This window comes from Vreelandella sp. 2A-K22 (assembly GCF_054065485.1).
In genome coordinates this window covers 137,940-158,551 of the sequence record NZ_JBSUGC010000006.1, presented here as the reverse complement: position 1 = coordinate 158,551, position 20,612 = coordinate 137,940, and the positions used below count along the sequence as shown (strand labels likewise).

At 54.7% G+C, this 20,612-nt stretch carries 23 protein-coding genes; 16 read left to right on the top strand and 7 right to left on the bottom strand.

All coding sequences use genetic code 11. The features are described 5' to 3' along the window. Window positions 1-202: 202 nt before the first annotated feature. Window positions 203-1,807 (top strand): alkaline phosphatase family protein, encoded by a 1,605-nt coding sequence (locus ACW17M_RS10120; RefSeq protein ID WP_009287254.1) that lies wholly within the window; start codon window positions 203-205, stop codon window positions 1,805-1,807. 20 nt (window positions 1,808-1,827) lie between these two features. Here ACW17M_RS10120 and ACW17M_RS10115 read toward each other — a convergent pair whose 3' ends face one another. From ACW17M_RS10115 to ACW17M_RS10100, 4 genes are all read right to left on the bottom strand, one after another. Beyond that, a complete protein-coding gene (locus ACW17M_RS10115; protein ID WP_039859293.1) occupies window positions 1,828-2,178 on the bottom strand; it encodes a DUF4870 family protein in 351 nt (116 codons plus the stop codon). A gap of 19 nt (window positions 2,179-2,197) precedes the next feature. After that, on the bottom strand, window positions 2,198-3,133 hold the full coding sequence (locus ACW17M_RS10110; protein ID WP_039859294.1) for a lysophospholipid acyltransferase family protein: 936 nt from the start codon (window positions 3,131-3,133) through the stop codon (window positions 2,198-2,200). 2 nt (window positions 3,134-3,135) lie between these two features. Beyond that, window positions 3,136-3,525, bottom strand: coding sequence for a DUF4870 family protein (locus ACW17M_RS10105; protein WP_022520530.1), 390 nt, complete (start codon window positions 3,523-3,525; stop codon window positions 3,136-3,138). 112 nt (window positions 3,526-3,637) lie between these two features. Then, window positions 3,638-4,021, bottom strand: a complete 384-nt coding sequence (locus ACW17M_RS10100; RefSeq protein WP_022520529.1) for a VOC family protein — start codon at window positions 4,019-4,021, stop codon at window positions 3,638-3,640. 40 nt (window positions 4,022-4,061) lie between these two features. On the opposite strand from ACW17M_RS10100, the gene ACW17M_RS10095 reads away from it, so the two are divergent. The 12 genes from ACW17M_RS10095 to ACW17M_RS10040 all read left to right on the top strand — a co-directional run bounded on the left by ACW17M_RS10095 (window position 4,062) and on the right by ACW17M_RS10040 (window position 15,848). Beyond that, window positions 4,062-4,706, top strand: a complete 645-nt coding sequence (locus ACW17M_RS10095; protein WP_039859295.1) for a class I SAM-dependent methyltransferase — start codon at window positions 4,062-4,064, stop codon at window positions 4,704-4,706. Between the two features lie 180 nt (window positions 4,707-4,886). Continuing rightward, entirely contained in the window at window positions 4,887-6,260 is a 1,374-nt protein-coding gene (locus tag ACW17M_RS10090; RefSeq protein ID WP_009287257.1) for an MFS transporter, read from the top strand. Between the two features lie 123 nt (window positions 6,261-6,383). Continuing rightward, window positions 6,384-8,171 (top strand): acyl-CoA dehydrogenase, encoded by a 1,788-nt coding sequence (locus tag ACW17M_RS10085; protein ID WP_190373712.1) that lies wholly within the window; start codon window positions 6,384-6,386, stop codon window positions 8,169-8,171. A gap of 131 nt (window positions 8,172-8,302) precedes the next feature. Continuing rightward, window positions 8,303-9,931, top strand: a complete 1,629-nt coding sequence (locus ACW17M_RS10080; RefSeq protein ID WP_427768631.1) for an acyl-CoA synthetase — start codon at window positions 8,303-8,305, stop codon at window positions 9,929-9,931. A 55-nt stretch (window positions 9,932-9,986) separates the two neighbouring features. Beyond that, window positions 9,987-10,835 (top strand): 3-hydroxybutyryl-CoA dehydrogenase, encoded by an 849-nt coding sequence (locus ACW17M_RS10075; protein WP_027959794.1) that lies wholly within the window; start codon window positions 9,987-9,989, stop codon window positions 10,833-10,835. Window positions 10,836-10,952: 117 nt separating this feature from the next. After that, window positions 10,953-11,726, top strand: a complete 774-nt coding sequence (locus ACW17M_RS10070; RefSeq protein WP_457547335.1) for an enoyl-CoA hydratase-related protein — start codon at window positions 10,953-10,955, stop codon at window positions 11,724-11,726. 100 nt (window positions 11,727-11,826) lie between these two features. After that, a complete protein-coding gene (locus ACW17M_RS10065) occupies window positions 11,827-12,444 on the top strand; it encodes a LysE family translocator (RefSeq protein ID WP_027959792.1) in 618 nt (205 codons plus the stop codon). Window positions 12,445-12,496: 52 nt separating this feature from the next. Beyond that, window positions 12,497-13,198 (top strand): glutathione S-transferase family protein, encoded by a 702-nt coding sequence (locus ACW17M_RS10060; RefSeq protein ID WP_457547334.1) that lies wholly within the window; start codon window positions 12,497-12,499, stop codon window positions 13,196-13,198. A 69-nt stretch (window positions 13,199-13,267) separates the two neighbouring features. Next, a complete protein-coding gene (locus ACW17M_RS10055) occupies window positions 13,268-13,807 on the top strand; it encodes a YaeQ family protein (RefSeq protein ID WP_039859297.1) in 540 nt (179 codons plus the stop codon). Between the two features lie 264 nt (window positions 13,808-14,071). Further along, window positions 14,072-15,061: a lipid A deacylase LpxR family protein gene (locus tag ACW17M_RS10050; protein WP_041157849.1), complete on the top strand. Its 990-nt coding sequence runs from the start codon at window positions 14,072-14,074 to the stop codon at window positions 15,059-15,061. A gap of 55 nt (window positions 15,062-15,116) precedes the next feature. Beyond that, complete coding sequence (locus ACW17M_RS10045; protein ID WP_027959788.1) at window positions 15,117-15,446, top strand: hypothetical protein; 330 nt, start codon at window positions 15,117-15,119, stop codon at window positions 15,444-15,446. A 78-nt stretch (window positions 15,447-15,524) separates the two neighbouring features. Then, complete coding sequence (locus ACW17M_RS10040; RefSeq protein WP_022520517.1) at window positions 15,525-15,848, top strand: DUF6693 family protein; 324 nt, start codon at window positions 15,525-15,527, stop codon at window positions 15,846-15,848. A gap of 94 nt (window positions 15,849-15,942) precedes the next feature. On the opposite strand, the gene yghU is transcribed toward ACW17M_RS10040, so the two are convergent. Next, window positions 15,943-16,815: a glutathione-dependent disulfide-bond oxidoreductase gene (yghU, locus tag ACW17M_RS10035; RefSeq protein WP_027959787.1), complete on the bottom strand. Its 873-nt coding sequence runs from the start codon at window positions 16,813-16,815 to the stop codon at window positions 15,943-15,945. Window positions 16,816-16,919: 104 nt separating this feature from the next. On the opposite strand from yghU, the gene ACW17M_RS10030 reads away from it, so the two are divergent. Further along, complete coding sequence (locus ACW17M_RS10030) at window positions 16,920-17,615, top strand: aspartate/glutamate racemase family protein (RefSeq protein ID WP_138799953.1); 696 nt, start codon at window positions 16,920-16,922, stop codon at window positions 17,613-17,615. A 15-nt stretch (window positions 17,616-17,630) separates the two neighbouring features. On the opposite strand, the gene ACW17M_RS10025 is transcribed toward ACW17M_RS10030, so the two are convergent. After that, window positions 17,631-18,062 carry an organic hydroperoxide resistance protein gene (locus ACW17M_RS10025; protein ID WP_022520514.1) on the bottom strand — a complete coding sequence of 144 codons (432 nt, stop codon included), beginning with the start codon at window positions 18,060-18,062 and terminating at the stop codon, window positions 17,631-17,633. 118 nt (window positions 18,063-18,180) lie between these two features. Then, the gene (locus tag ACW17M_RS10020; protein WP_022520513.1) at window positions 18,181-18,624 is read right to left on the bottom strand and encodes a MarR family winged helix-turn-helix transcriptional regulator; all 444 of its coding nucleotides are present in this window, start codon (window positions 18,622-18,624) and stop codon (window positions 18,181-18,183) included. Window positions 18,625-18,874: 250 nt separating this feature from the next. Here ACW17M_RS10020 and ACW17M_RS10015 point away from each other — a divergent pair, with 250 nt between their 5' ends. Continuing rightward, window positions 18,875-19,948, top strand: coding sequence for a TRAP transporter substrate-binding protein (locus ACW17M_RS10015; protein WP_009287266.1), 1,074 nt, complete (start codon window positions 18,875-18,877; stop codon window positions 19,946-19,948). 70 nt (window positions 19,949-20,018) lie between these two features. Beyond that, complete coding sequence (locus ACW17M_RS10010) at window positions 20,019-20,612, top strand: TRAP transporter small permease (protein WP_457547333.1); 594 nt, start codon at window positions 20,019-20,021, stop codon at window positions 20,610-20,612.

Genomic DNA, 20,612 nt, shown 5'->3' with positions numbered 1-20,612 from the left:
ATGGCCTAAAGCCAAGCAAAGCGTGAAATTTTTACACAACAACTATACGATAAAATATTACAGTACATGATTGTTGCGCTTTTCAGCAGCCTTATTCCTTGCTCTCTTATCTTGCGATTGGGTACAGCTACTCAACGAGACCAAGCGCTGACAGACTGTACCTTTGACACTGTAAGCTAAAGTAGGCACCTATGGGGATGCGATGAGTCGATTATTACTAATGCTTCTAACGCTGAATTTCTTACTCATCGCGCCGCTCTGGTGGCGTTTTGGCGAGATCAGCTCATATTTGCTCGCTTGGGAGGCGCTTATCATTGCGCCGCTCATGTTGCTGCTTCCTGTCGGCCAAACGCGCCGCATAGTGTCCATCGGACTCGTTAGTTGGGTGATGTTGGCAACCGCCGCGAATCTAGGCACAGCCGCCACCCAAATGGCCTTTGCCCGGCCACTTAATCTTTATCTTGATATACCTTTGCTGCGCTCAATTTATCACCTGCTAGTAGGTAATGTAGGTCAACTGTTGGCAGTTTGCGCAATGCTGCTGGGGGTTGCCCTGCTGATAGCCATCACTCTGGTTTTGGCACGCCTGATGATGCCACCCGTTGCCTACTCTGTTAAGCGCCTGCCTGGCGTGGTCGCGTTAACGCTGCTGGCCACTGCCACTACCGGTGCGGCGCTTGAACTCAATGGAGTACGGCTGATAGAAAGCGCGCGCTTGCCAGCGGTGGACACCACGCGTTTTCAGTGGCAGCAAATTACCGATACCCACGCCGCCCGCCTCGCCTTTACTGCACAGCTGGAGGCCGCACCAATGGAGGCGCGACCACTACCGGGGGTGGCGGGGCGCAATGTACTGCTCACTTTTATTGAGTCCTACGGTATCTCGGCGCTGGAAAACCCACGTTACTCCGACGTTCTACTGCCTACTCTAGCCGAGATGCAACAGCGCCTGGGGGAGCATAACCTCCACGTGGTCTCTGGCATGTTGGCCTCACCCATTCGTGGTGGGCAGTCATGGCTAGCCCACGCGACAGCCCTCAGCGGCCGCTGGATCGACAACCAGCTGTGGTATCAGCTGATGTTGGACAGCGGCCACTCCACTTTGATCGATGATTTTCGTGCCACTGGTCAGCGAACCCTCAGTGTGATGCCCGCCATTACCCTGGCGTGGCCGGAAGGGGAGGCCTACGGTTTCGATGAAATTGCCGCAGCGAAAGATATCGCTTACGCCGGGCCTGCTCTCAACTGGGTAACCATGCCGGATCAATTCACTCTCGATTACACCCAGCGCTACTTGCTAGGTGAGACACCGGTGTTTGCCCAATTGGCACTGATCTCCAGCCATGCCCCATGGACGCCGATTCTGCCGGTACTGGACAATTGGTCATCCATTGGCGATGGGCGTATTTTTGCCCCCTGGGAGGATGCCGGTGACCCACCAGAAGTGCTGTGGCAGGACATTGAGCGCATTCGTGACCACTACGCCTGGTCGGTGGACTACGCTGTGAAAGTCACCGGCCGCTGGGCTGAACGTGTAGTGGATGATAATACCTTGATGATAGTGCTGGGGGATCATCAAGCCGCGCCGTTGATTACCGGTGACGATGCCAGCGCGGCAGTACCGGTGCATATTATTAGTGGCGACCCTGAGCTATTGGCGCCCTTTATAAAGCGTGGCTTTGTTCCCGGCACGTTGCCTACGCTCGAAGAGTCGCGCGACGCACCTAGAATGAGCCAATTACGCCACTGGCTACAAGCCGATTTTGGAGAGTTAAATGATGTTTACACCGAGGATGGTGATGAGTGAAGGGCGGAATGACTTGCGGCTTACCAAAGCCAGCTATTAGGGCGTGCCGGTGTTAGCCCTTTGCGAACATCGACCCAGCCGAGTACGCAGCGCACGCCTAGCCATACCGCTAGCAGCGGCCAGAGCAGGGTGCCGACTATCACAATGCTGAGTAAAAAGGCGATGCCGGCATAGAGCGTGCCGATCCAGAAGGTGCGGATCAGATACCGGTAGTGCTGCTGCAGCCAGGGCGCCGCTTCTTTACGATAAACATAGGCGATGATTACGCCAATCAGCAGGGTGATATTGGCAGTGACAATACCCGCTAAGTAAAGCGCGTAGATAATCTGCGGAGCGCGTATCTCATCGCGGGGTGTAGGGGGTTGTGCCATCAGTTCTCTCTTTTTCAGCCTAATAAAGACGATAGTCGCGAAAGTTGGCTAGATTTTGCTGCTCCTGCACTACTTTACGGTAGCGCTTGTACTCCCATTGATACTGTGCAGGCTCCAAGGCAATCGCACTCTCGACGCTGGCATTGACGCCTGTGGCAGACTGCACATCATCGTCGCTATAGACCCGCTCGTCGGCATCCAGAAAATGGATCTCAAACCCTTTACCAGGAATACGTAGCGCGACGCCGGTGACTACCCGTGCCTGGGTGCGGGCGACCAATTTCGGCAGCAGGGTGGCGGTGTAAGCCTCGCGACCAAAGAAGGGTGCAAAAACGCCGCTGCCCCAGTCGGGCTCCTGGTCAGGTAGTATGCCAATCGCTTCGCTGCGTTTAAGCGCTTTAAGTAATGCCGCAACGCCGCGGGGGTTGGTGGGAACCAAACTTGCCCCCATACGCTCGCGGCCATGACGAATGACGGGATCGAGGGCGGTGATTTTGGGTGGCTCGTACATGGCGGTGAAAGGGAAATGGCTCGAGAGCCAAAAGTTAAGCACCTCCCAGTTGCCGAAGTGCGGGGCAAGCACAATCACGCCGCGGCCTTCGGTGCGGGCGTTATCGAGCTTGTCGCGACCGTGCACCGCTAAAATGCTGGTCTCTACCTTGTTTGGTTCCGCCATCCAGGCGTGGCCCAGCTCCAACATCGTAGCCGTTGAGTGGTGTAAACTGTGCTGACCAAGGGTTTTACGTTCAGCAATGGAGAGGTCTGGGTAAACGATCGCTAAGTTGCGATCGGTTACCCAACGCTCACGCTTATTAAAGCGGTAAACCAGGGGGCCGAGCGCCGAAGAAATACGCCACAGGCGCGCAAGCGGCCAGCGTGACAGTTGACGCCACAGCCAACTGATCGCACTGGCTTTGGAAAAACGCCTAGCGTTATTAGCCCCCTGTGGTGTCATCGTTAAATCAACCAAGTATCTACATTGGAAGGTGCGCGCTTCTCTTGCAGCCCTTTGAAACCTTTAACACAGCGAATAATGAACCACACGGCTAGCGCCAGCAAAAGTGGGAAACCGATCACTGCAAAGAGCAATATCGAGAAAATAATGCCGTACACCAATCCTATCCAGAAGGTGCGGATCTGGTAGCGGTAGTGCTCGTCCAGCCACGTAGGGCCTTTGCCCTTATAGACATAGGCAATGACCACACCAATAATCGACGTAAAACCAAGGATAAAACTGGCCAGATAGAGCGCATAAATAACCATTGCCATGGTTGTGTCGGGCTGGGAGCTCTGCTCTTCGCTTACGACTTGGCCGTCGAGTGGGGATTCACTTTCGTTATCAAGCATAACGTTTCCTTTCATTCAATTGTATAGATGCTGAAGTGGGTGATGGTGCTTGGCACATCAGTGCGCGCTATTTAAGCGCGATATATAATACCTTGATTCATTAGACTTAGCATTAACGCGAAGAGGGGCGGCAAATCTCTAGCAGGTTACCGTCCGGGTCACGCAGATAAATCGACTCAATCGGGCCTGTGGCGCCTTGGCGGGCGACGGGGCCTAGCTCTACGTCTATCGCCAGCGCATCTAAATGCTGCTTGAACTCATCCAGCGGCAGCTGGCAGCGCAGGCATAAGTCCAGGCTGCCAGGGGTGGGTGTGGCTGAAATGGGGGCAATATCGGTGTCGGTTTGATGTAGGCGAAGTGCCGTATCACCGAGCATTAAATCGACCCGTTGGGCATCGCGATAGCGCACGTCTAGGCCCAAAACGCGTGAGTAAAAATCGACTGCGCGACCCATATCGGTCACGGTTACTACAAGATGATCCAGACCTGATAGCATGCCACCTTCCTTAATACGTAACGATAAGCCAGAGAATACGATGATGCGCTGCTGTCCGCTCTGTGTGGAGCCCACTACTGCGCCCTACCACCGGGATCGGCGTCGTGACTACTACCAGTGTGCCACGTGCAAGCTGGTATTTGTCCCCCCCGAGCAGCATTTAAGCGCCGCTGCAGAAAAGGCCGAATACGATAAACATCAAAACTCGCCGCATGATACGGGATACCGGCGCTTTTTAGGGCGTTTATTTACCCCGCTGTTAGCTAAGCTCGAACCCAACGCCCGCGGTCTTGATTTTGGTTCAGGGCCAGGGCCGACGCTGTCGGTTATGTTCGCAGAGCAGGGGCACTCGATGGCTATTTACGACCTTTTTTACGCCCCCGATGCCTCAGTTTTGACACAAATATATGATTTTATCACCGCCACAGAAGTTGTTGAGCACTTGGCGCAGCCCGGCAAGGTGCTTACGCAGTTGGCGGCTCAGCTCTCGCCAGGTGGCTATCTGGGCTTAATGACCAAGCGCGTCACTTCGCCGGAGGCTTTTGCCCGCTGGCACTATATTAGCGACCCCACCCATATCAGCTTTTTTAGTGAGGAGACCTTCCGTTGGTGGGCACAAAAGAATAGTTTAGTAGTGGAATTTCCTGGGCCAGACACGGTTATTCTACACAAAACGCTAACGTGAATAATTATAACGTTAGAAAAGCATTGACTTTGCCCCCTTTGGGGTAATAATTGCGCGCCGCTATCCCGGCCTGACTCGATGTGCCAGGTGAGATGACGGTTCCTGTGAACACGCTTAGTAGCGTTTTTACGCCTGTTTTCAGTCCTTTGTTTCACCACTTTTAGGCAAGACGAGGTTTTCATGTCGCGGCAACTGCTAGCCATGGCGCTGGCGCCCCTGTTAGGGCTCTTCATTCTCGGGATTGGCAACGGTTTTCTTGCCACCTTAATTACCGTGCGCTTGGATGCTGCCGGTGAGTCGGCCACGGTCATCGGTATTGTCTCGTCGGCTTACTTTATCGGTTTAGCGTTGGGCGCAATGGTGAATGACCGCCTGTTGCTGCGCATTGGCCATATTCGCGCTTACGGTAGTTTTGCCTCATTAGTGGCCGTCACGGTGCTGCTGCAAGGCTTGTTCTTCGACCCCTGGGCCTGGTTTGTACTGCGCCTTATCGGCGGCTGGGCCACGGTTGGGGTTTATCTGGTTATCGAAAGCTGGCTGCTCACGTCAGGCGACCAGAAGGTTCGCGGCCGCCTGCTGGCGCTTTATATGATTTCACTTTACGCCGCCGGTGTATTGGGCCAACTGCTGCTGGGTGTTACCAACGCCATGGGCGTCACTGCGCCCTTTATGGTGATTGGGCTACTGGCCTCGCTCTCTGTGCTACCTATGGCGATGATTCCTCGCGTGTCACCGATTATGGAGCACGCCGAACCGCTTCCCCCGCACCGTTTGATCACCCTGACGCCCACCGGTGTGATGGGTAGTTTAGGCTCTGGGATGGTGGTAGCCGCAGCGTACACACTGCTCCCGCTCTATTTACAGCGTATTGGCATGAGTGTCAGTCAGGTGGGGCAGATGATGGCGGTGGTGATTATGGGCGCGATGCTGCTGCAGTACCCGATTGGCCGTTGGTCGGATCGCCATGACCGACAAATGGTACTGATTGGCATTAGCGGTTTCTGCGTGCTGATCTCGGCGGCGATGCTTTGGCTGCCGCTCTCTACGCCGCTGTTGGCGGTACTGCTATTCTTGCTTGGCGGTGGGGTATTTGCGCTCTACCCGGTGGCGGTGAGCCACGCCGCCGACCGCGCCCCCGCAGGGGCGCTGGTGCGTATGAGCCAGGGCCTGTTGCTGATCAACTCCATTGGCGCCACGATCAGCCCGCTAATGATTTCTCCGGTGATGACCGCGATGGGCGATGCGGGTTTGTTTTGGGCCTTCGGCTCACTAAGTCTGTTCTTTGTTATGTTCTTCTCCTGGCGGCGTAGCGTGCGCCCGGCGCCTGTGCCTGTGGCACCCTTTACGCCGACTACGCCAATGACCGCTGCTGGTGCTGAGCTGGTGGTCACCGAGGAGTTGATGCAGGGGGCACTGGAGCACGAGCACTTGGAGGATCTCTCAGATGCCGTATGGGACGTCGACGCCGCTGAACCGGTGGTAGGGCCGCCTGCGGAAGATGAGAGCCATATCACTTATTATGATGATGTGGAGCAAGCAAGTGAGCGAAAGTAAAGACGGGTGAGGACGCTAATCATAGCGGGTGATACCTTGGGCTAATGGTGTGGGCAAGAGAGTGTTACTACTATCAAGGGTACACTTTCAAACAATTGTTTAATTTTCAGCCCGAGGTTCGCTATGAATGTTTACGCCGCACCGGTACGCGATTTGCGCTTTGTGCTTGAAGAGCTGCTAGCGCACCGTTCGCTTAGCCTGCCGGGCTTTGAAGAGGCCACGCCAGACTTGGTCGAGGCGGTACTCGAAGAGGCCGCAAAACTGGCCGGTGACATTTGGGGCCCGCTTAATAAGATTGGTGATCAGCAAGGGGCCAAGCGCCACTCCGATGGCAGTGTGACGACGCCAGAAGGCTTCGCGACGGCTTACCAGGCTTATGTCGAGGGTGGCTGGAACGGTATTGGTGTATCAGAAGCACTAGGTGGTCAGAACCTGCCAGAAGTGGTTGCCAGTGCGGTGCAGGAGATGCTTCACGGTGCCAATATGGCGCTGGGGCTCTGCCCCATGCTGACCGCTGGCGCTATCGAAGCGCTGGCCCATCACGGTAGCGATGCGCTCAAAGCGACCTACTTGCCCAAACTGGTGGAAGGCACCTGGACGGGCACTATGAACCTGACCGAATCCCAAGCGGGCTCGGATCTCTCCCAAGTACGCACTCGCGCGGTACCTGAAAACGACCATTACCGCATCAGCGGCCAGAAGATCTATATCACCTGGGGCGAACACGATGCCGCCGAAAATATTATCCATCTTGTGCTAGCCCGCAAACCCGATGCGCCGGAAGGCAACAAAGGTATTTCCCTGTTTCTGGTACCCAAGTTCCTGATCAATGAAGACGGCTCCTTGGGCGAGCGCAACGACGTCACCTGCGCCTCTATCGAGCACAAACTGGGCATTCATGGCTCGCCCACCTGCACCCTGAGCTTTGGTGAAAACGGCGGGGCGATTGGCTACCTTGTTGGCGAAGAAGGGCGTGGCCTTAATCATATGTTTACCATGATGAACGAGGCGCGTCACAAAGTCGGTATTCAGGGTATTGGCGTGGCCGAACGTGCCTGCCAGCACGCCTTTGCCTATGCGTTGGAGCGTCGCCAAGGGCGCTCTCCCAAAACCCGTGGCGGCGCTGAATGCAGTATCAGCGATCATTTAGACGTGCGCCGCATGCTGCTCTCCATGCGTTCCCGCACCGATGCGCTGCGCGCCCTGGCGCTCTACTGCGCCGCAGAGTTGGATACTGCCCGCCACGCTGAAAGTAACGAAGCCCGCCAAACCGCCCAGGCCCGCGCGGATATTTTGATTCCAGTGATCAAAAGCTTCTCTACCGATCAGGCAGTGGATATCGCCTCCATGGGGATTCAGGTGCACGGTGGGATGGGCTATGTGGAAGAGACCGGAGCAGCGCAGCTACTGCGCGATGCCCGCATTGCGCCTATTTACGAAGGCACCAACGGTATTCAGGCACTCGACTTGGCGGGACGTAAACTCCAGCGTGACAATGGCGAAGCGCTCGCTGCGCTGCTTCACGACGTTTCCGCCACCGTGGAACAACTCAATGCCGACCCCGCTTTGTCAGCGTTGGGCAGTAGTTTGGCCGCAGGGCTTGAGGATTTGAAAGCTGCCCAGACAATTGTGCAGGAACAAGGCAGTGACCCTGAAATCGGCGCAGATGCGGTGCAGGCTTACGCAACGCCGTTCCTGAACTTGGCGGGCCACGTGCTGTGTGCTTGGCAGATGGGGCTGGCGGCTCTCAGCGCCCATGCTGCCCTTAACAACGGCAGTGATGATCCCTTCTATACTGCCAAGATGCGCAGCGCCGAATTTGCCATCACTCAATGGCTGCCGGTAGGCCGCGCCCAGCGTACGGTGATTGAGGCGGGTATGCAGTGCTTAAGCGATTTTGAGGTTCACTAACGCTAATTTTCAGCTTCACGCCGCCGCCTCTTGAGGCGGCGGCGCTGTTTCTAAGCGATCAAAACAACCATTTTAAACAAACTCTTAAAACGAACGCTTTCAAAAACATCAACAAAAGTCAGGAGCCGACCATGACCGCTATCTTTGAGCAAGGCTTGCCCAAAACTGTTGCCAATCACGTGCCGCTTTCACCGCTGACCTTTATCGAGCGCTCGGCGTCGATCTATCCCGATTACCCGGCGGTGGTACATGGCAGTACGCGACGCACCTGGAGCGAAACCTGGTCGCGCTGCCGCCAGCTTGCCTCGGCGCTCGAAAAGCGGGGCATTCAGCCGGGTCAGACAGTGGCGGCGATGCTGCCCAATATCCCCGCCATGTTTGAAGCACACTTTGGCGTGCCGCTGGCCGGCTGCGTGCTTAATACGCTGAATATTCGCCTGGATGCTGAGGCGATCAGCTATATGCTGGAGCACGGCGAGGCTAAAGCCATTTTGGTCGATCCCGAGTTTGCTGAAGTCATCCAGCAAGCCGTTGCCAAGCTAACCCACAAGCCGCTTATCATCGATGTGACCGATGTGGAGTTTCTTGGTGAGACCCCGAGCATTGGGGAAGTGGAGTACGAAGCGCTGCTTCGAGAGGGCGACGCTGACTTTGCCTACCAGCTTCCTGCCGATGAGTGGGATGCGATCTCGCTCAACTATACCTCTGGCACCACCGGCAAACCCAAGGGCGTGGTCTACCACCACCGCGGCGCTTACCTCAATGCGGTGAGCAATATCATGGAGTGGGCGATGCCCCACCACCCGATCTACCTGTGGACGCTGCCGATGTTCCACTGCAACGGCTGGTGCTTCCCATGGACGATTGCCGCCAACGCCGGGGTAAACGTGTGTCTGCGCCGCGTCGATCCTAAAAAGATCATGCAGCTCATTGCCGAAGAGAAGGTCACCCACTTCAGCGGGGCGCCGATTATTCTTAATGGCCTCGTGAACCTGCCTGCGGAAGATAAGCATCAGTTCGATCATCCGGTCAAAGTCACCACCGCCGGTGCCGCGCCGCCTGCCTCGGTGATCGCCGGGGTGGAGAAGCTGGGCATTGAGGTAACCCACGTTTATGGCCTGACGGAAGTCTACGGGCCGGTAACCGTCTGCGCCTGGCGGGAAGCGTGGGATGAATTGCCGCTGGAAGCGCGGGCCAAAATCAAAGCCCGCCAGGGGGTGCGCTACCACATGCTCGAAGCGCTGTGCGTGGCTGATCCGCTCACCATGGAGCCAGTCCCCAAGGATGGCCAAACCATGGGTGAAATACTGATGCGTGGCAACAACGTTATGAAGGGCTATTTAAAGAACCCGGAGGCCACCGAGCAAGCGCTGAAGGGCGGCTGGTACCACACCGGCGACCTGGCGGTTTGGCATCCGGATGGCTATATCGAGATTAAAGACCGCTCCAAGGACATCATTATTTCTGGTGGTGAAAATATCTCCACCATCGAGGTGGAGGACGCTATTTATGGCCATCCCGCCGTTGAAGAGGCCGCGGTGGTCGCTAAGCCCGACGAGAAGTGGGGTGAAACGCCCTGTGCCTTTGTGAAGCTCAAAGTCGGTTACGGCGAAGTCACCGAAGCTGACATTATCGCCCACTGCCGCGAACATTTGGCGAGCTACAAAGTCCCCAAAACGGTCATTTTCAGCGAACTCCCGAAAACCTCAACGGGCAAGATTCAGAAATTCGTATTGCGCGAAGAAGCTAAGCAGCATTGATAACCCCCCAGTGGTAATAATAGATAGTAGTGATAATAGATAGTGGAGAGCGTGCATGAGTGATCAACAAATTGGCGTTGTAGGGGCTGGCACTATGGGGCAGGGAATTGCCCAAGTAGTGGCTGCCAGTGGTTTTCAGGTGCACCTTTACGATGTGGCCGAAGAGCAGCTTGGCCGTGCCAAAACGAACATCGAAAAAGGCATGGCAAAGCTGGTGGCGAAAGAGAAAATCAGCGAGGCGGATAAAAGCGCCGCTCTAGCCCGTCTCTCTACCACTACCACACTCAATGCCCTAAGCGACTGCGCAATTATTATCGAGGCCGCCCCCGAACAGCCTGAACTAAAAGAGAAATTGTTTCGCGATCTTAGCCAAATGAGCAGCACGGCTATCTTAGCCTCCAACACCTCATCGCTGTCGCTCACCCGGCTGGCTGCAGTATGCGAACACCCCGAGCGCGTAGTGGGTATGCACTTCTTTAACCCGGTGCCAGTGCTCAAGTTGGTGGAGGTGATTCGCGCCGAGCAAACCTCAGACGCTACCGTAGCCGAGGTTGAAACCCTCGCTAAGGCGCTGGGGAAAACCGCTGTACCGATAGGTGACGCGCCGGGCTTTGCAGTGAATCGCCTGCTGGTACCGATGATCAACGAAGCGGCGTTTATTGTTCAGGAGGGCACCGCGACCCCCGAAGCGATTGATAACGCCATGAAACTAGGCGCGGCTCACCCCATGGGGCCGCTGGCGCTGGCGGATTTAATTGGGCTGGATGTCTGCCTGGCGATTATGGACGTGCTTCAAGAGGGCTTTGGCGACCCCAAATACCGTCCTTGCCCACTGCTTAAGCGCATGGTCGCAGCGGGCTACCTAGGCCGTAAAAGTGGGCGCGGCTTCTACTCTTACGATTAGCTTGTACTGAAGGGAAGAGTGCGGCGTAAAGAAGTGATTGCCACTCAACCAAGCGTTCGCTAGGGTTGAGTGGTGTTCACTTTAATGTTCCATAACAAATCAAATAAGGAGTCCGCCATGAGCGAAGCAGTGATCGAAAAGGTTGATAACCATGGGATGGTGCGTCTGACCATCAATCGTCCCAAAGCACTGAATGCGTTAAACAGCGAAGTGCTTGCCGCACTGGAAGCGCACTTAGTAGAGCTTGAGGCTCACCCGAACCTGCGCGCCGTGCTGATTACCGGTGCGGGCGAGAAGTCTTTCGTCGCGGGTGCTGATATCACTGAAATGCGTGAAAAAACGCCCGAAGAAGCGCGAGTTTTCGCCAGCCAAGCGCTGCGTACTATTAAACGCCTAGAGACTCTCCCCGTGCCGGTGGTCGCGCTGGTGAACGGGTTTTGCCTTGGCGGCGGCTGCGAATTGGCGCTGGCCTGCGACTGGGCCGTAGCCAGTGACAACGCCGTATTCGGCCAGCCTGAAGTACTGCTGGGCGTCATCCCCGGTTTTGGCGGCACCCAGCGCCTACCACGTCGCGTTGGCCCTGCCATGGCGATTGACCTGGTGACTACCGGGCGCAAAATCGATGCCCAAGAGGCGCTGCGTATCGGCCTAGTCAATCGCGTGATGCCGCAAGCGGAGCTGGAAAGCTACGCTGAGGAGCTTACCAAGCAACTCAAAGGCAACGGCCCGCAATCAGTGCGTGGTGCCAAGCAGGCCGTTCACGATGGAATGGATCAGGATCTGGATAGTGCACTGGCACTGGAAACCAGCTTGTTCGCCTTCTGCTTTGCCGGTGACGAGCAGAAAGAGGGCATGTCAGCCTTTGTTGAAAAGCGTAAAGCTAACTTCTAAACCACGCCTCATTCCAGCTTTACTTATTTAGGGGGTGGCGCTTACGTCACCCCCGTTTTATTCTCGAAACCTAACCATTACCTTCAAGAGAATCGCCAATATGCAATGGGCCGCATTCATCCTCGCCGCGCTGGGTTTCGCCTATCTCCCTGGGCCTGCAATGCTGTATACCGCAGCGCAAACCCTGGGGCGCGGCCGACGAGCAGGATGGTTAGCGGTCATGGGTGTGCATATGGGCTGCTACGTTCATGTGGTGGCGGCCGCATTGGGCTTGGCGCTGCTGTTTGCAGCGATTCCGCCTGCTTATATCGCCATGAAAATCATCGGTGGGCTTTATTTACTCTGGATGGGGCTGAGGCTATGGCAGCAGGGCATTCGTGCCCATAATGATGAGGTGCCGCTGGCAACCACTAAACGCGTGCTTCGCGACAGTTTTTTGGTGGAGGTGCTCAACCCTAAAACCGCGCTTTTCTTTGTTGCGTTTCTGCCTCAATTTGTGCAGCCCGAGAGCGCTATGCCGGTAGCGTGGCAACTGCTCTGGTTAGGTATCGCCACTAATGTGCTGTTCTCATCAGCGGATGTTGTTGTGGTGCTGCTGGCCAGCCCGTTGCGTGAGTGGCTAAAAAAATCCCATGGCTCCTCCCAGCTCATACAGCGCATTGGCGGTGGCGTATTAATGGGATTAGGCGGTAATACACTGGCTCAGGCAGCACGTTAAGGTGGCTGCCTAATTGATCGGCTAATTCGATTTCCCACATAAGGAGCGCTGCATGTTTGATCTCTATATTGCCAACAAGAATTACTCTTCTTGGTCGCTGCGCCCTTGGGTGCTGATGAAAGCGCTGGAGATTCCGTTTAACGAACACCTGATGCCGTTCGAGGGTGGTTTGGGTGCAAGCCATGCCACCTTCATTCGCTTCTCACCTTCAGGTTTGGTGCCCTGCTTGGTGGATGTGACGGATGAAGGCGAGCTGGCGGTGTGGGACTCCCTGGCGATTATCGAGTATCTGGCCGAGCAGCACGCTAATGTTTGGCCGAGTGATAAAACCGCCCGCGCCTGGGCGCGCTCAGCCACAGCAGAGATGCACAGCGGCTTTAGCGCCCTGCGCGACGAGTGTCCAATGAACTGCGGTATGCGGGTGGAATTGAATAGCTTATCGGCCAATCTTAAGGCCGATGTGGCACGCTTGGATGCGCTATGGCAGCAGGGGAGTGAGCGCTTTGGCGGGCCGTTTTTAGCGGGTGAGCACTTCTCAGCAGTAGATGCGTTTTATGCGCCTGTGGCGTTTCGCGTGCAGACATTCAACCTGCCGATCCATGAGAAATCCCAGGCATATGTCGAGCGCTTGCTAGCGCTGCCAGCAATGCAAACTTGGTATCAAGCCGCGCTCGAAGAGCCATGGCATGAGCCCATGCACGAGGCCGATACGCTGAAAAATGGCACAGTCACGGACGATCACCGCAAAGCTTAACCTGTCAGACTATTCACCAGAGACACCCACCATCGGGTACACTGACGCAAATTTCGTTTGGACATTTTCATGGCTCTTAGTGCAACGCCCTACAAAGTTGATATCAATCTGACCGATCTGGATCGCGGGGTGTATGAAACGCTGCGCTTTACCGTGGCTCGCCATCCGTCAGAGACCGAAGAGCGCATGACCGCGCGCTTGCTTGCTTATGTGTTGTGGTACAGCGAGACGCTGGCCTTCGGGCGTGGGCTTTCAGATGTAGATGAACCGGCACTGTGGGAGAAAAGCCTAGACGGTCGCCTACTGCACTGGATCGAAGTGGGTTTGCCCGATGCCGAGCGGATTACCTGGTGCTCACGTAGGGCAGAGCGCGTGTCGCTACTTGCTTACGGCCGGGTAGATCAATGGGAGAGTAAAGTGTTGCCCAGCGTGGCATCACTGAAAAATGTGCATGTGGCGGGGCTGCCACAAGAGGCCCTAGCGATTATCGCTAAAGACCTGCCTCGGGCGATTAACTGGGCAGTAATGATCAGCGAAGGATCGCTGTTTATTACCGATGAAAACGGCCAACATGAAATCACTCCGCAGTGGCTTCTGCGCGACAGATAGTGATTCAACTAAGTCATTAGCCTACCAACTTTACTCTAGTCGACTACGCTAATAAATCTAAACAAATGACAGCAGAAGGGGTGGCCTACAAGCCACCCTTTGATGTTAGTGACTTAGCTCTTTTCTGTAGAAGACAGTAAAAGTATGCTTGCTATCTTTTTGCACAATTACATACAATCAACAATGTTTGTTGATGTTCTTCAAAAGTGGCCTCAAAACACAGCCCCAAAAAACACTCCCCAGGACAATCTCAAGGAACGAGCAATGAAAGATACCCCCCCTCTACGATGGCAGCTGCTACCGCTAGTGGCTGTAGTAACCCTGCTGTCAACGCTGGCACAAGCCGACGATAGTGTCCTCTCGATTAAGCACGCAAATGATGGCATGGCCAGCAGCGATGATGGCCACTTTACCAGTGGCTTTGAACTCAATTGGACGTTTCAGCCTGAAGCACAAAGCTGGACGCAACGCTTGGCCACCGCTTTACCCGATAGCCTTATTGGCAGCGCTGATATGGCAGCTTTTCGTTTGGTGCATCAGATTTATACGCCAAACAATATTGAGCAGCGTGGACTGATTGAAGATGATCGCCCCTACGCCGGGATTGTTTACGGCGGTATCTCACTTTACGAAGACGTGCCCATGGGCAATTGGCGCCAAGCGACTGACCTGCACCTGGATATTGGTTTGGTAGGGCCTTCGTCGCTTGCCGATAGCATTCAACGCGAAGTGCACCGCATCACCGAAAGCGACCGCCCCAGCGGTTGGGATAACCAGCTTGGCGATGAAGCCATCGTCAACGTCGCCATGCGTCGCCAGTGGTGGTATAGCTCCCCTTTGATGGGTAAGCAGTTTGCCCATGGCCCCAGCGTTAGCGCCGCTTTGGGCAACCTTTACACCTATGCAAGCGCCGGGTATAGCGTTCGCTGGGGTGATGAGGCGCCTAGCATTCCTACGCTAACGCCAAGCCCTGGTAGCCGCTACCACATGACCGGTAAAGAGGGGTGGCAGTGGTACCTGTTTGCCAGCGTAGACGGTTACTACATGGCGCAAAACCTGACGCTTGACGGCAATACGTTTAGAAATAGCCACTCGGTTGATCGCAAAGAGTGGGTAGGCGACGTATCAGCAGGGCTGGCGCTGGCCTGGGAAGATTGGCAAGTCACTTACGCGGCAGTTCAGCGCTCACGTGAATTTGACGGCCAGGAAGAGCAGGATAAATTCGGCTCTATCACGCTATCTAAGCGCTTCTAAACGGTTAGGTGAAATGAGGTGAGTAGAAGCGCCCAACGGGAAAGGAGTATTGCTTATGGCTAACAAGTATCCTCACACTCCCGATGGACGCTATTTTGTCGCCAAAAATCGGCTTTGGCGCTGCACTGACCCGCGCTTAGATGAAGACGAAAAGCGAACCCATATCAAAGCATTGATGAAAGCCCGTCGGGCGGTTAGGACAGCCCAGCAGCAAGACGATGAAGATGCGCTTCGCCAAGCCCGCAACATGGTGCAGAACGCCAAAGAAGCCCTCGGAGAGCGTGGCCCGGTATGGTGGGATGATGACGCCCCCGATGAAGGCGGTTTGGCGCCCCATAACAGTTCCTATGCCGAGTGGTGGGAGAGTAAACGACAGCTTCCCTAATTTATATTAATTTATAATTCACGGTTGGGGCTTGCGGTGTTACTCTCTGCCGCTTTCCACGCATACTAAGGGCAACCTGTGAAGATCAAAGCCGACCTCTCCATTCTAGATATCATTGGCCATCTACTTGTCTGGGTGGTGTTGAGTATTATCACGTTTGGCATAGCGTTATTTTTCTTTCCCTATTCGTTTGCGCGGTTTGTCATCAATCGCACATCGCTAGTTGATGCCAGCACTGGCGTCGAGCGAAAAATGGTTTGCGATATCAACCTGTTCAGCAATATCGGCCATATCATCCTATGGATGTTGATTTCGCTGGTCACCTTTGGTTTAGGGTATATTTTCTACTTCTATCGAGTTTGGAATTACGCGTTGAATAACTCGCGGATTGAGTCAGTTTAGTTTTTCTCGTTAAACAGAACTCGGCTTGGAGTATTGATGCTGCACCGGGGCCTACGCTGAGAGTTCAAGCGTAGGCCCTTTTTTGGGTGACTAATTACTCGCTATCAGCCAGCTTATCTTGTGTGCGAAGCTCAAAGTCGCTGGCATCATGACGTTCATGCAACTGCTCGTGCGGCTCGCCAAAAGAGCGGTTGACCATACGGCCACGTTTAACGGCGGGACGTTCATCAATCTCTTCTGTCCAGCGCAGAACGTTCTTGTAGGTATGGGCTTCCAAGAATTCAGCCGCTTCGTAAACGCGATTTTTCACTAGTGCGCCATACCAGGGGTGAATCGCCATATCGGCAATGGTGTACTCATCACCCGCCATAAAGCGGTTTTCCGCCAAGTGGCGGTCAAGCACATCAAGCTGGCGTTTTACTTCCATGGTGTAGCGGTCAATCGGGTACTGATACTTTTCCGGTGCGTAAGCGTAAAAGTGGCCAAAGCCACCGCCTAACATCGGTGCGCTGCCCATTTGCCAGAACAGCCAGGAGAGACACTCGGTGCGTTTCGCCGGGTCGCTGGGTAAGAACTCGCCAAATTTTTCAGCCAAATAGAGCAGGATTGCGCCAGACTCAAACACCCGCTGGGGGGGATTGGTAGAGTGATCCATCAGTGCGGGAATTTTGGAGTTGGGGTTCACCTCGACAAAGCCGCTGCTGAACTGACCGCCTTCGCCAATTTGAATCAGATAAGCGTCGTACTCGGCGCCTGCTACGCCTTTCTCCAGCAGCTCTTCCAGCATCACGGTGACTTTGACACCGTTGGGTGTGGCAAGGGAGTAGAGCTGAAGAGGGTGTTTGCCTACTGGCAGCGCCTTGTCATGGGTAGGGCCTGCGATTGGGCGATTGATATTGGCAAATTTACCGCCGTTGCCAGGTTCCCACTTCCAAACGCTCGGGGGAGTATAGGTGTTGTCGCTCATTAGTTTCCTCGCTATAAATATTCTATCGGTGACAAAGCGGCTACAAGGGTTAGCTAGTGCTTAGCCTGATAATAAAGTAGTGCATTTTCTCAAAGAGGTGGCGGATGCGTGTTATTGGTGTGCTAGGCGGTATGAGTTGGGAATCTACCCAAGGCTACTACCGAGCCTTAAATGAGGGCGTAAAAGCAGCGCTAGGTGGCTTCCATTCGGCTAAGATCGTGATGGTTAGCGTCGATTTTGCCGAAATTGAAGCGCTCCAGCAGCAGGGCGATTGGCACGCTGCTGGTGAATTGCTGGCCAGCGCTGCCCAAAGCGTCGAGCGCGCGGGTGCCGACTGCCTGCTGATTGCCACCAACACCATGCATAAAGTGGCGCCCGCTATTGAGCAGGCAGTGACTATTCCGCTGCTGCATATTGCCGATGCCACGGCTGAACAGCTCACCGCCGACGGAATCACTCGCGTTGGCCTATTGGGTACGCGCTTTACCATGGAGCAGGACTTTTATATTGGCCGCTTAGAAAAGCAGTTCGGTATTGAAGTCGTGGTGCCCGATCAGTCTGAGCGCGACACTATTCATCGGGTGATCTTTGATGAACTCTGCCAGGGCCGTATAGAAGATGTATCGCGGCAGCGCTACTTGGCAATCATTGACTCCCTGCATGCTCATGGCGCCCAGGCGGTGATTTTAGGCTGTACTGAAATCGCCATGCTGGTGGGCCAGCGTGATACCAAGGTACCCCTTTACGACACCACCGCTCTGCATGCACAGAGAGCGGTGGCGTGGGCACTAAATGATTAATCTAGGTAACGACGCTTAGACCAGTGTCAGGGTGACATTAATATTGCCACGGGTGGCATTGGAGTAGGGGCAGACAACATGGGCTTTCTCGACCAACTGCTGGGCAACGTCTTGCTCAAGGCCGGGCAGACTGATTTTTAGCTCGACTTCGATGCCAAAGCCGGTAGGAATGGCGCCGATACCTACGTGGCCATCAATTTTCGTATCCTGAGGAAGCTTTACTTTCTCCTGGCCAGCGACATGCTTAAGCGCACCTAAAAAGCAGGCCGAGTAGCCAGCAGCAAATAGCTGCTCAGGATTGGTGCCATCACCGCCTGCGCCGCCCAGCTCTTTGGGCGTGCTGAGTTTAACATCCAGCGCGCCATCGGACGATTTGGCCTGGCCTTCACGGCCGCCAGTAGCAGTGGCGTGGGCACGATAAACAACGTTTTCAATAGTGGTCGTCATTCTGTATCTCCTGTCGGTGTTTTCATTATGAATCTGCGCTATTAACTTAGCGCAGCTTTATTTTGCGCGCAATATAAATGGTGAATAAATCTCTATGCCCTGCGCTAGAAAGCGAAGGCTATTGGTTCTTTTGCAGGCTATCACGCAGCCGCACTAAGTCCTCTTTCAGCGTGGTCAGTGCCTCGATCGATTGCTCGCTGGCATGCACCACACAGCTTGGAATATGGCACGCCTGTTCGCGCAACGCTTTGCCTTTTTCAGTGAGATAAAGCTCGACCACGCGTTCGTCTTCGTGGCTGCGTTTGCGATTCAACAACTGATCGGCTTCAAGGCGCTTGAGCAGTGGCGTCAGTGAGCCAGGATCGGTTAGTAGGCGCTTACTCATTGTGCCTACCGTGATGCCATCGTTTTGCCACAGCACTAGCATCGCCAGGTATTGCGGGTAAGTAAGTCCCAGCTTTTTGAGCAAGGGTTTATAAACTTTGGTCATCATCAACGAGGTTGAATAGAGCGCAAAGCAAAGTTGGTGATCGAGCTCTAATTCGCTACAAGATGGTTGCACAAGTATGGTTCCGATCCGAAATACATCGCCTAATGTAGCGCGGGAAGCAGTTAGTGGCTATCCCTAGACGTTGGTCGTAAGTTGGCAGTTTTGTTTTGACACGCACAAGGCAGGTAGCTAGCCTTCGCATACTCAATGTTACCGGTAACAAATTGCCGTTCATTGAATCGGCCATTAACAACATCGCTATTAACGACTCAGCTATTAACAACCCAGTCATTAACAACAATGAGTATTTGGAGACAACGCTATGACCTCTATTTGGCGCAACACGCTGACCTTAGTCGGCGCGACCACCCTGACATTTGGTATGGCCCATGCCCAAAGCCCGGAGCTCTCTGATCCGCCTGAAATTGAAGGCGAGGTAGTCGGCGACCACGGCTCGCATACTTTGCGCATGGGGATCGGCCTGGCGGAAAGCTCTCCGCAGTACCTATCCAGCCAATACTTTGGTGAGATTCTGGAGCAGCGCACCGACGGCCGCATCACTGTTAACGTTTTCCCTAACAGTCAGTTAGGCGACGACGTTCAAATGATGGAGATGCTACAAACCGGTACGCTGGATATGACCTATCCGTCGAGCTCAGCCACCACGGGTTACGTTGAAGAACTGGCCGCTTTTGATCTGCCCTTCCTGCTACCTAGTCGTGAAGCCGCTGTAGCGGTCATGCAGAGCGATGTTGCCCAGGACATGCTGGACGCCTTTGAAGGCACCGGTCTGAAAGCACTCGCTTTCTCTGAAAATGGCTATCGTCAGCTTTCGAACAGCGCTCGACCGGTGGCTAGTCCTGATGACGTTGCAGGTCTAGATGTGCGCGGTTTAAGCGTTCGTACCATGGAAAACCCGGTACACCTAGCGATTTGGGAAGCCTTAGGTGCCAACCCCACGCCAATGGCCTTTGGTGAGCTGTTCTCCGCCATGGAACAGGGCGTGGTTGATGGTCAGGAAAACCCCTGGAGCACCATCCTGACCTCTAACTTCAACGAAGTGCAGGACTATGGCACTGAAACACGCCACGTCTATACTCCCTTTATCATGATGCTTTCCGAGCGTACTTGGGATCGCATGGCGCCTGAGTATCAAGAGTTGGTGCTGGAAGCCGCTCGCCAGTCCGCTGAATATGAAATTCAGCTGTCTGCTGAGTATGATGACTGGTCTCGGGATCAGCTAGCAGAGCGAGGAATGGAAATTACTCGCCTGGACGACGAGCAGTTAGCCGCGTTCCAAGATGCCGTTCAACCGGTTTATGAAGAGTGGGCGCCGCGTATTGGCGAAGACCTGATCGCCGACATTCAAAAGATCGTTGAAGAGAGCAGCAACTAAACCTTACGTTTAGCGCACCGTTGGGCAGGCCATCGAGCCTGCCCAACGTGTCAGTGCTTCTGGAGCTCCTATGTCACTCTCCTCTACACCCCCAAATATCCCCACGCCGATTGAAGATCCATCGGTGTATCTGGATGACCCCAATCGCAAGTTGCTGGAAATCGATACCGATACCCGCCAAGGCCCTGCACTGTTCCGCTGGCTAACCTTAGGTATGGAGTATCTTATCGGCGTTATTTTAGTGGCGTTGATTGTGTCCGTTTCTTGCAACGTGGTAGGGCGCGCGCTGTTTAATTACTCACTGCCCTGGGCCGATGAGCTGGCGCGCATGCTGTTTATATGGCTGGTGTTTATCGGGGCCGCTGCGGCGTTTTCCCGTTACGAGCACATTGCCGTTGATGCCTTAGTACGGCGCTTGCCGCTGCGCTTGGCACACATGCTCTATTTACTGCAGCACCTAATTATTACCGGCCTAATGGTGGTAATGATTTGGGGTGGCTACCAAGTGCTGTCGCGTTCAAGCGGGCGCTCAGCGATTATGGATGTGCCATTGAGTTTTATCAGCCTTTCTCTGGTGCTGTGTGTCATCTTTATTGCGGTGGTAGCGGTGTGGCGAATGTGGGTCAGCCTTAACGTTATTCGCCACTCTGAGCGGGAGCGCTAA

Excerpts from the sequence above, each read along its gene's own strand:
- ACW17M_RS10120 (WP_009287254.1), top strand. The coding sequence starts at position 203 with ATGAGTCGATTATTACTAATGCTTCTAACGCTGAATTTCTTACTCATC.
- ACW17M_RS10115 (WP_039859293.1), bottom strand. The coding sequence starts at position 2,178 with ATGGCACAACCCCCTACACCCCGCGATGAGATACGCGCTCCGCAGATT.
- ACW17M_RS10110 (WP_039859294.1), bottom strand. The coding sequence starts at position 3,133 with ATGACACCACAGGGGGCTAATAACGCTAGGCGTTTTTCCAAAGCCAGT.
- ACW17M_RS10105 (WP_022520530.1), bottom strand. The coding sequence starts at position 3,525 with ATGCTTGATAACGAAAGTGAATCCCCACTCGACGGCCAAGTCGTAAGC.
- ACW17M_RS10100 (WP_022520529.1), bottom strand. The coding sequence starts at position 4,021 with ATGCTATCAGGTCTGGATCATCTTGTAGTAACCGTGACCGATATGGGT.
- ACW17M_RS10095 (WP_039859295.1), top strand. The coding sequence starts at position 4,062 with ATGATGCGCTGCTGTCCGCTCTGTGTGGAGCCCACTACTGCGCCCTAC.
- ACW17M_RS10090 (WP_009287257.1), top strand. The coding sequence starts at position 4,887 with ATGTCGCGGCAACTGCTAGCCATGGCGCTGGCGCCCCTGTTAGGGCTC.
- ACW17M_RS10085 (WP_190373712.1), top strand. The coding sequence starts at position 6,384 with ATGAATGTTTACGCCGCACCGGTACGCGATTTGCGCTTTGTGCTTGAA.
- ACW17M_RS10080 (WP_427768631.1), top strand. The coding sequence starts at position 8,303 with ATGACCGCTATCTTTGAGCAAGGCTTGCCCAAAACTGTTGCCAATCAC.
- ACW17M_RS10075 (WP_027959794.1), top strand. The coding sequence starts at position 9,987 with ATGAGTGATCAACAAATTGGCGTTGTAGGGGCTGGCACTATGGGGCAG.
- ACW17M_RS10070 (WP_457547335.1), top strand. The coding sequence starts at position 10,953 with ATGAGCGAAGCAGTGATCGAAAAGGTTGATAACCATGGGATGGTGCGT.
- ACW17M_RS10065 (WP_027959792.1), top strand. The coding sequence starts at position 11,827 with ATGCAATGGGCCGCATTCATCCTCGCCGCGCTGGGTTTCGCCTATCTC.
- ACW17M_RS10060 (WP_457547334.1), top strand. The coding sequence starts at position 12,497 with ATGTTTGATCTCTATATTGCCAACAAGAATTACTCTTCTTGGTCGCTG.
- ACW17M_RS10055 (WP_039859297.1), top strand. The coding sequence starts at position 13,268 with ATGGCTCTTAGTGCAACGCCCTACAAAGTTGATATCAATCTGACCGAT.
- ACW17M_RS10050 (WP_041157849.1), top strand. The coding sequence starts at position 14,072 with ATGAAAGATACCCCCCCTCTACGATGGCAGCTGCTACCGCTAGTGGCT.
- ACW17M_RS10045 (WP_027959788.1), top strand. The coding sequence starts at position 15,117 with ATGGCTAACAAGTATCCTCACACTCCCGATGGACGCTATTTTGTCGCC.
- yghU (WP_027959787.1), bottom strand. The coding sequence starts at position 16,815 with ATGAGCGACAACACCTATACTCCCCCGAGCGTTTGGAAGTGGGAACCT.
- ACW17M_RS10030 (WP_138799953.1), top strand. The coding sequence starts at position 16,920 with ATGCGTGTTATTGGTGTGCTAGGCGGTATGAGTTGGGAATCTACCCAA.
- ACW17M_RS10025 (WP_022520514.1), bottom strand. The coding sequence starts at position 18,062 with ATGACGACCACTATTGAAAACGTTGTTTATCGTGCCCACGCCACTGCT.
- ACW17M_RS10015 (WP_009287266.1), top strand. The coding sequence starts at position 18,875 with ATGACCTCTATTTGGCGCAACACGCTGACCTTAGTCGGCGCGACCACC.
- ACW17M_RS10010 (WP_457547333.1), top strand. The coding sequence starts at position 20,019 with ATGTCACTCTCCTCTACACCCCCAAATATCCCCACGCCGATTGAAGAT.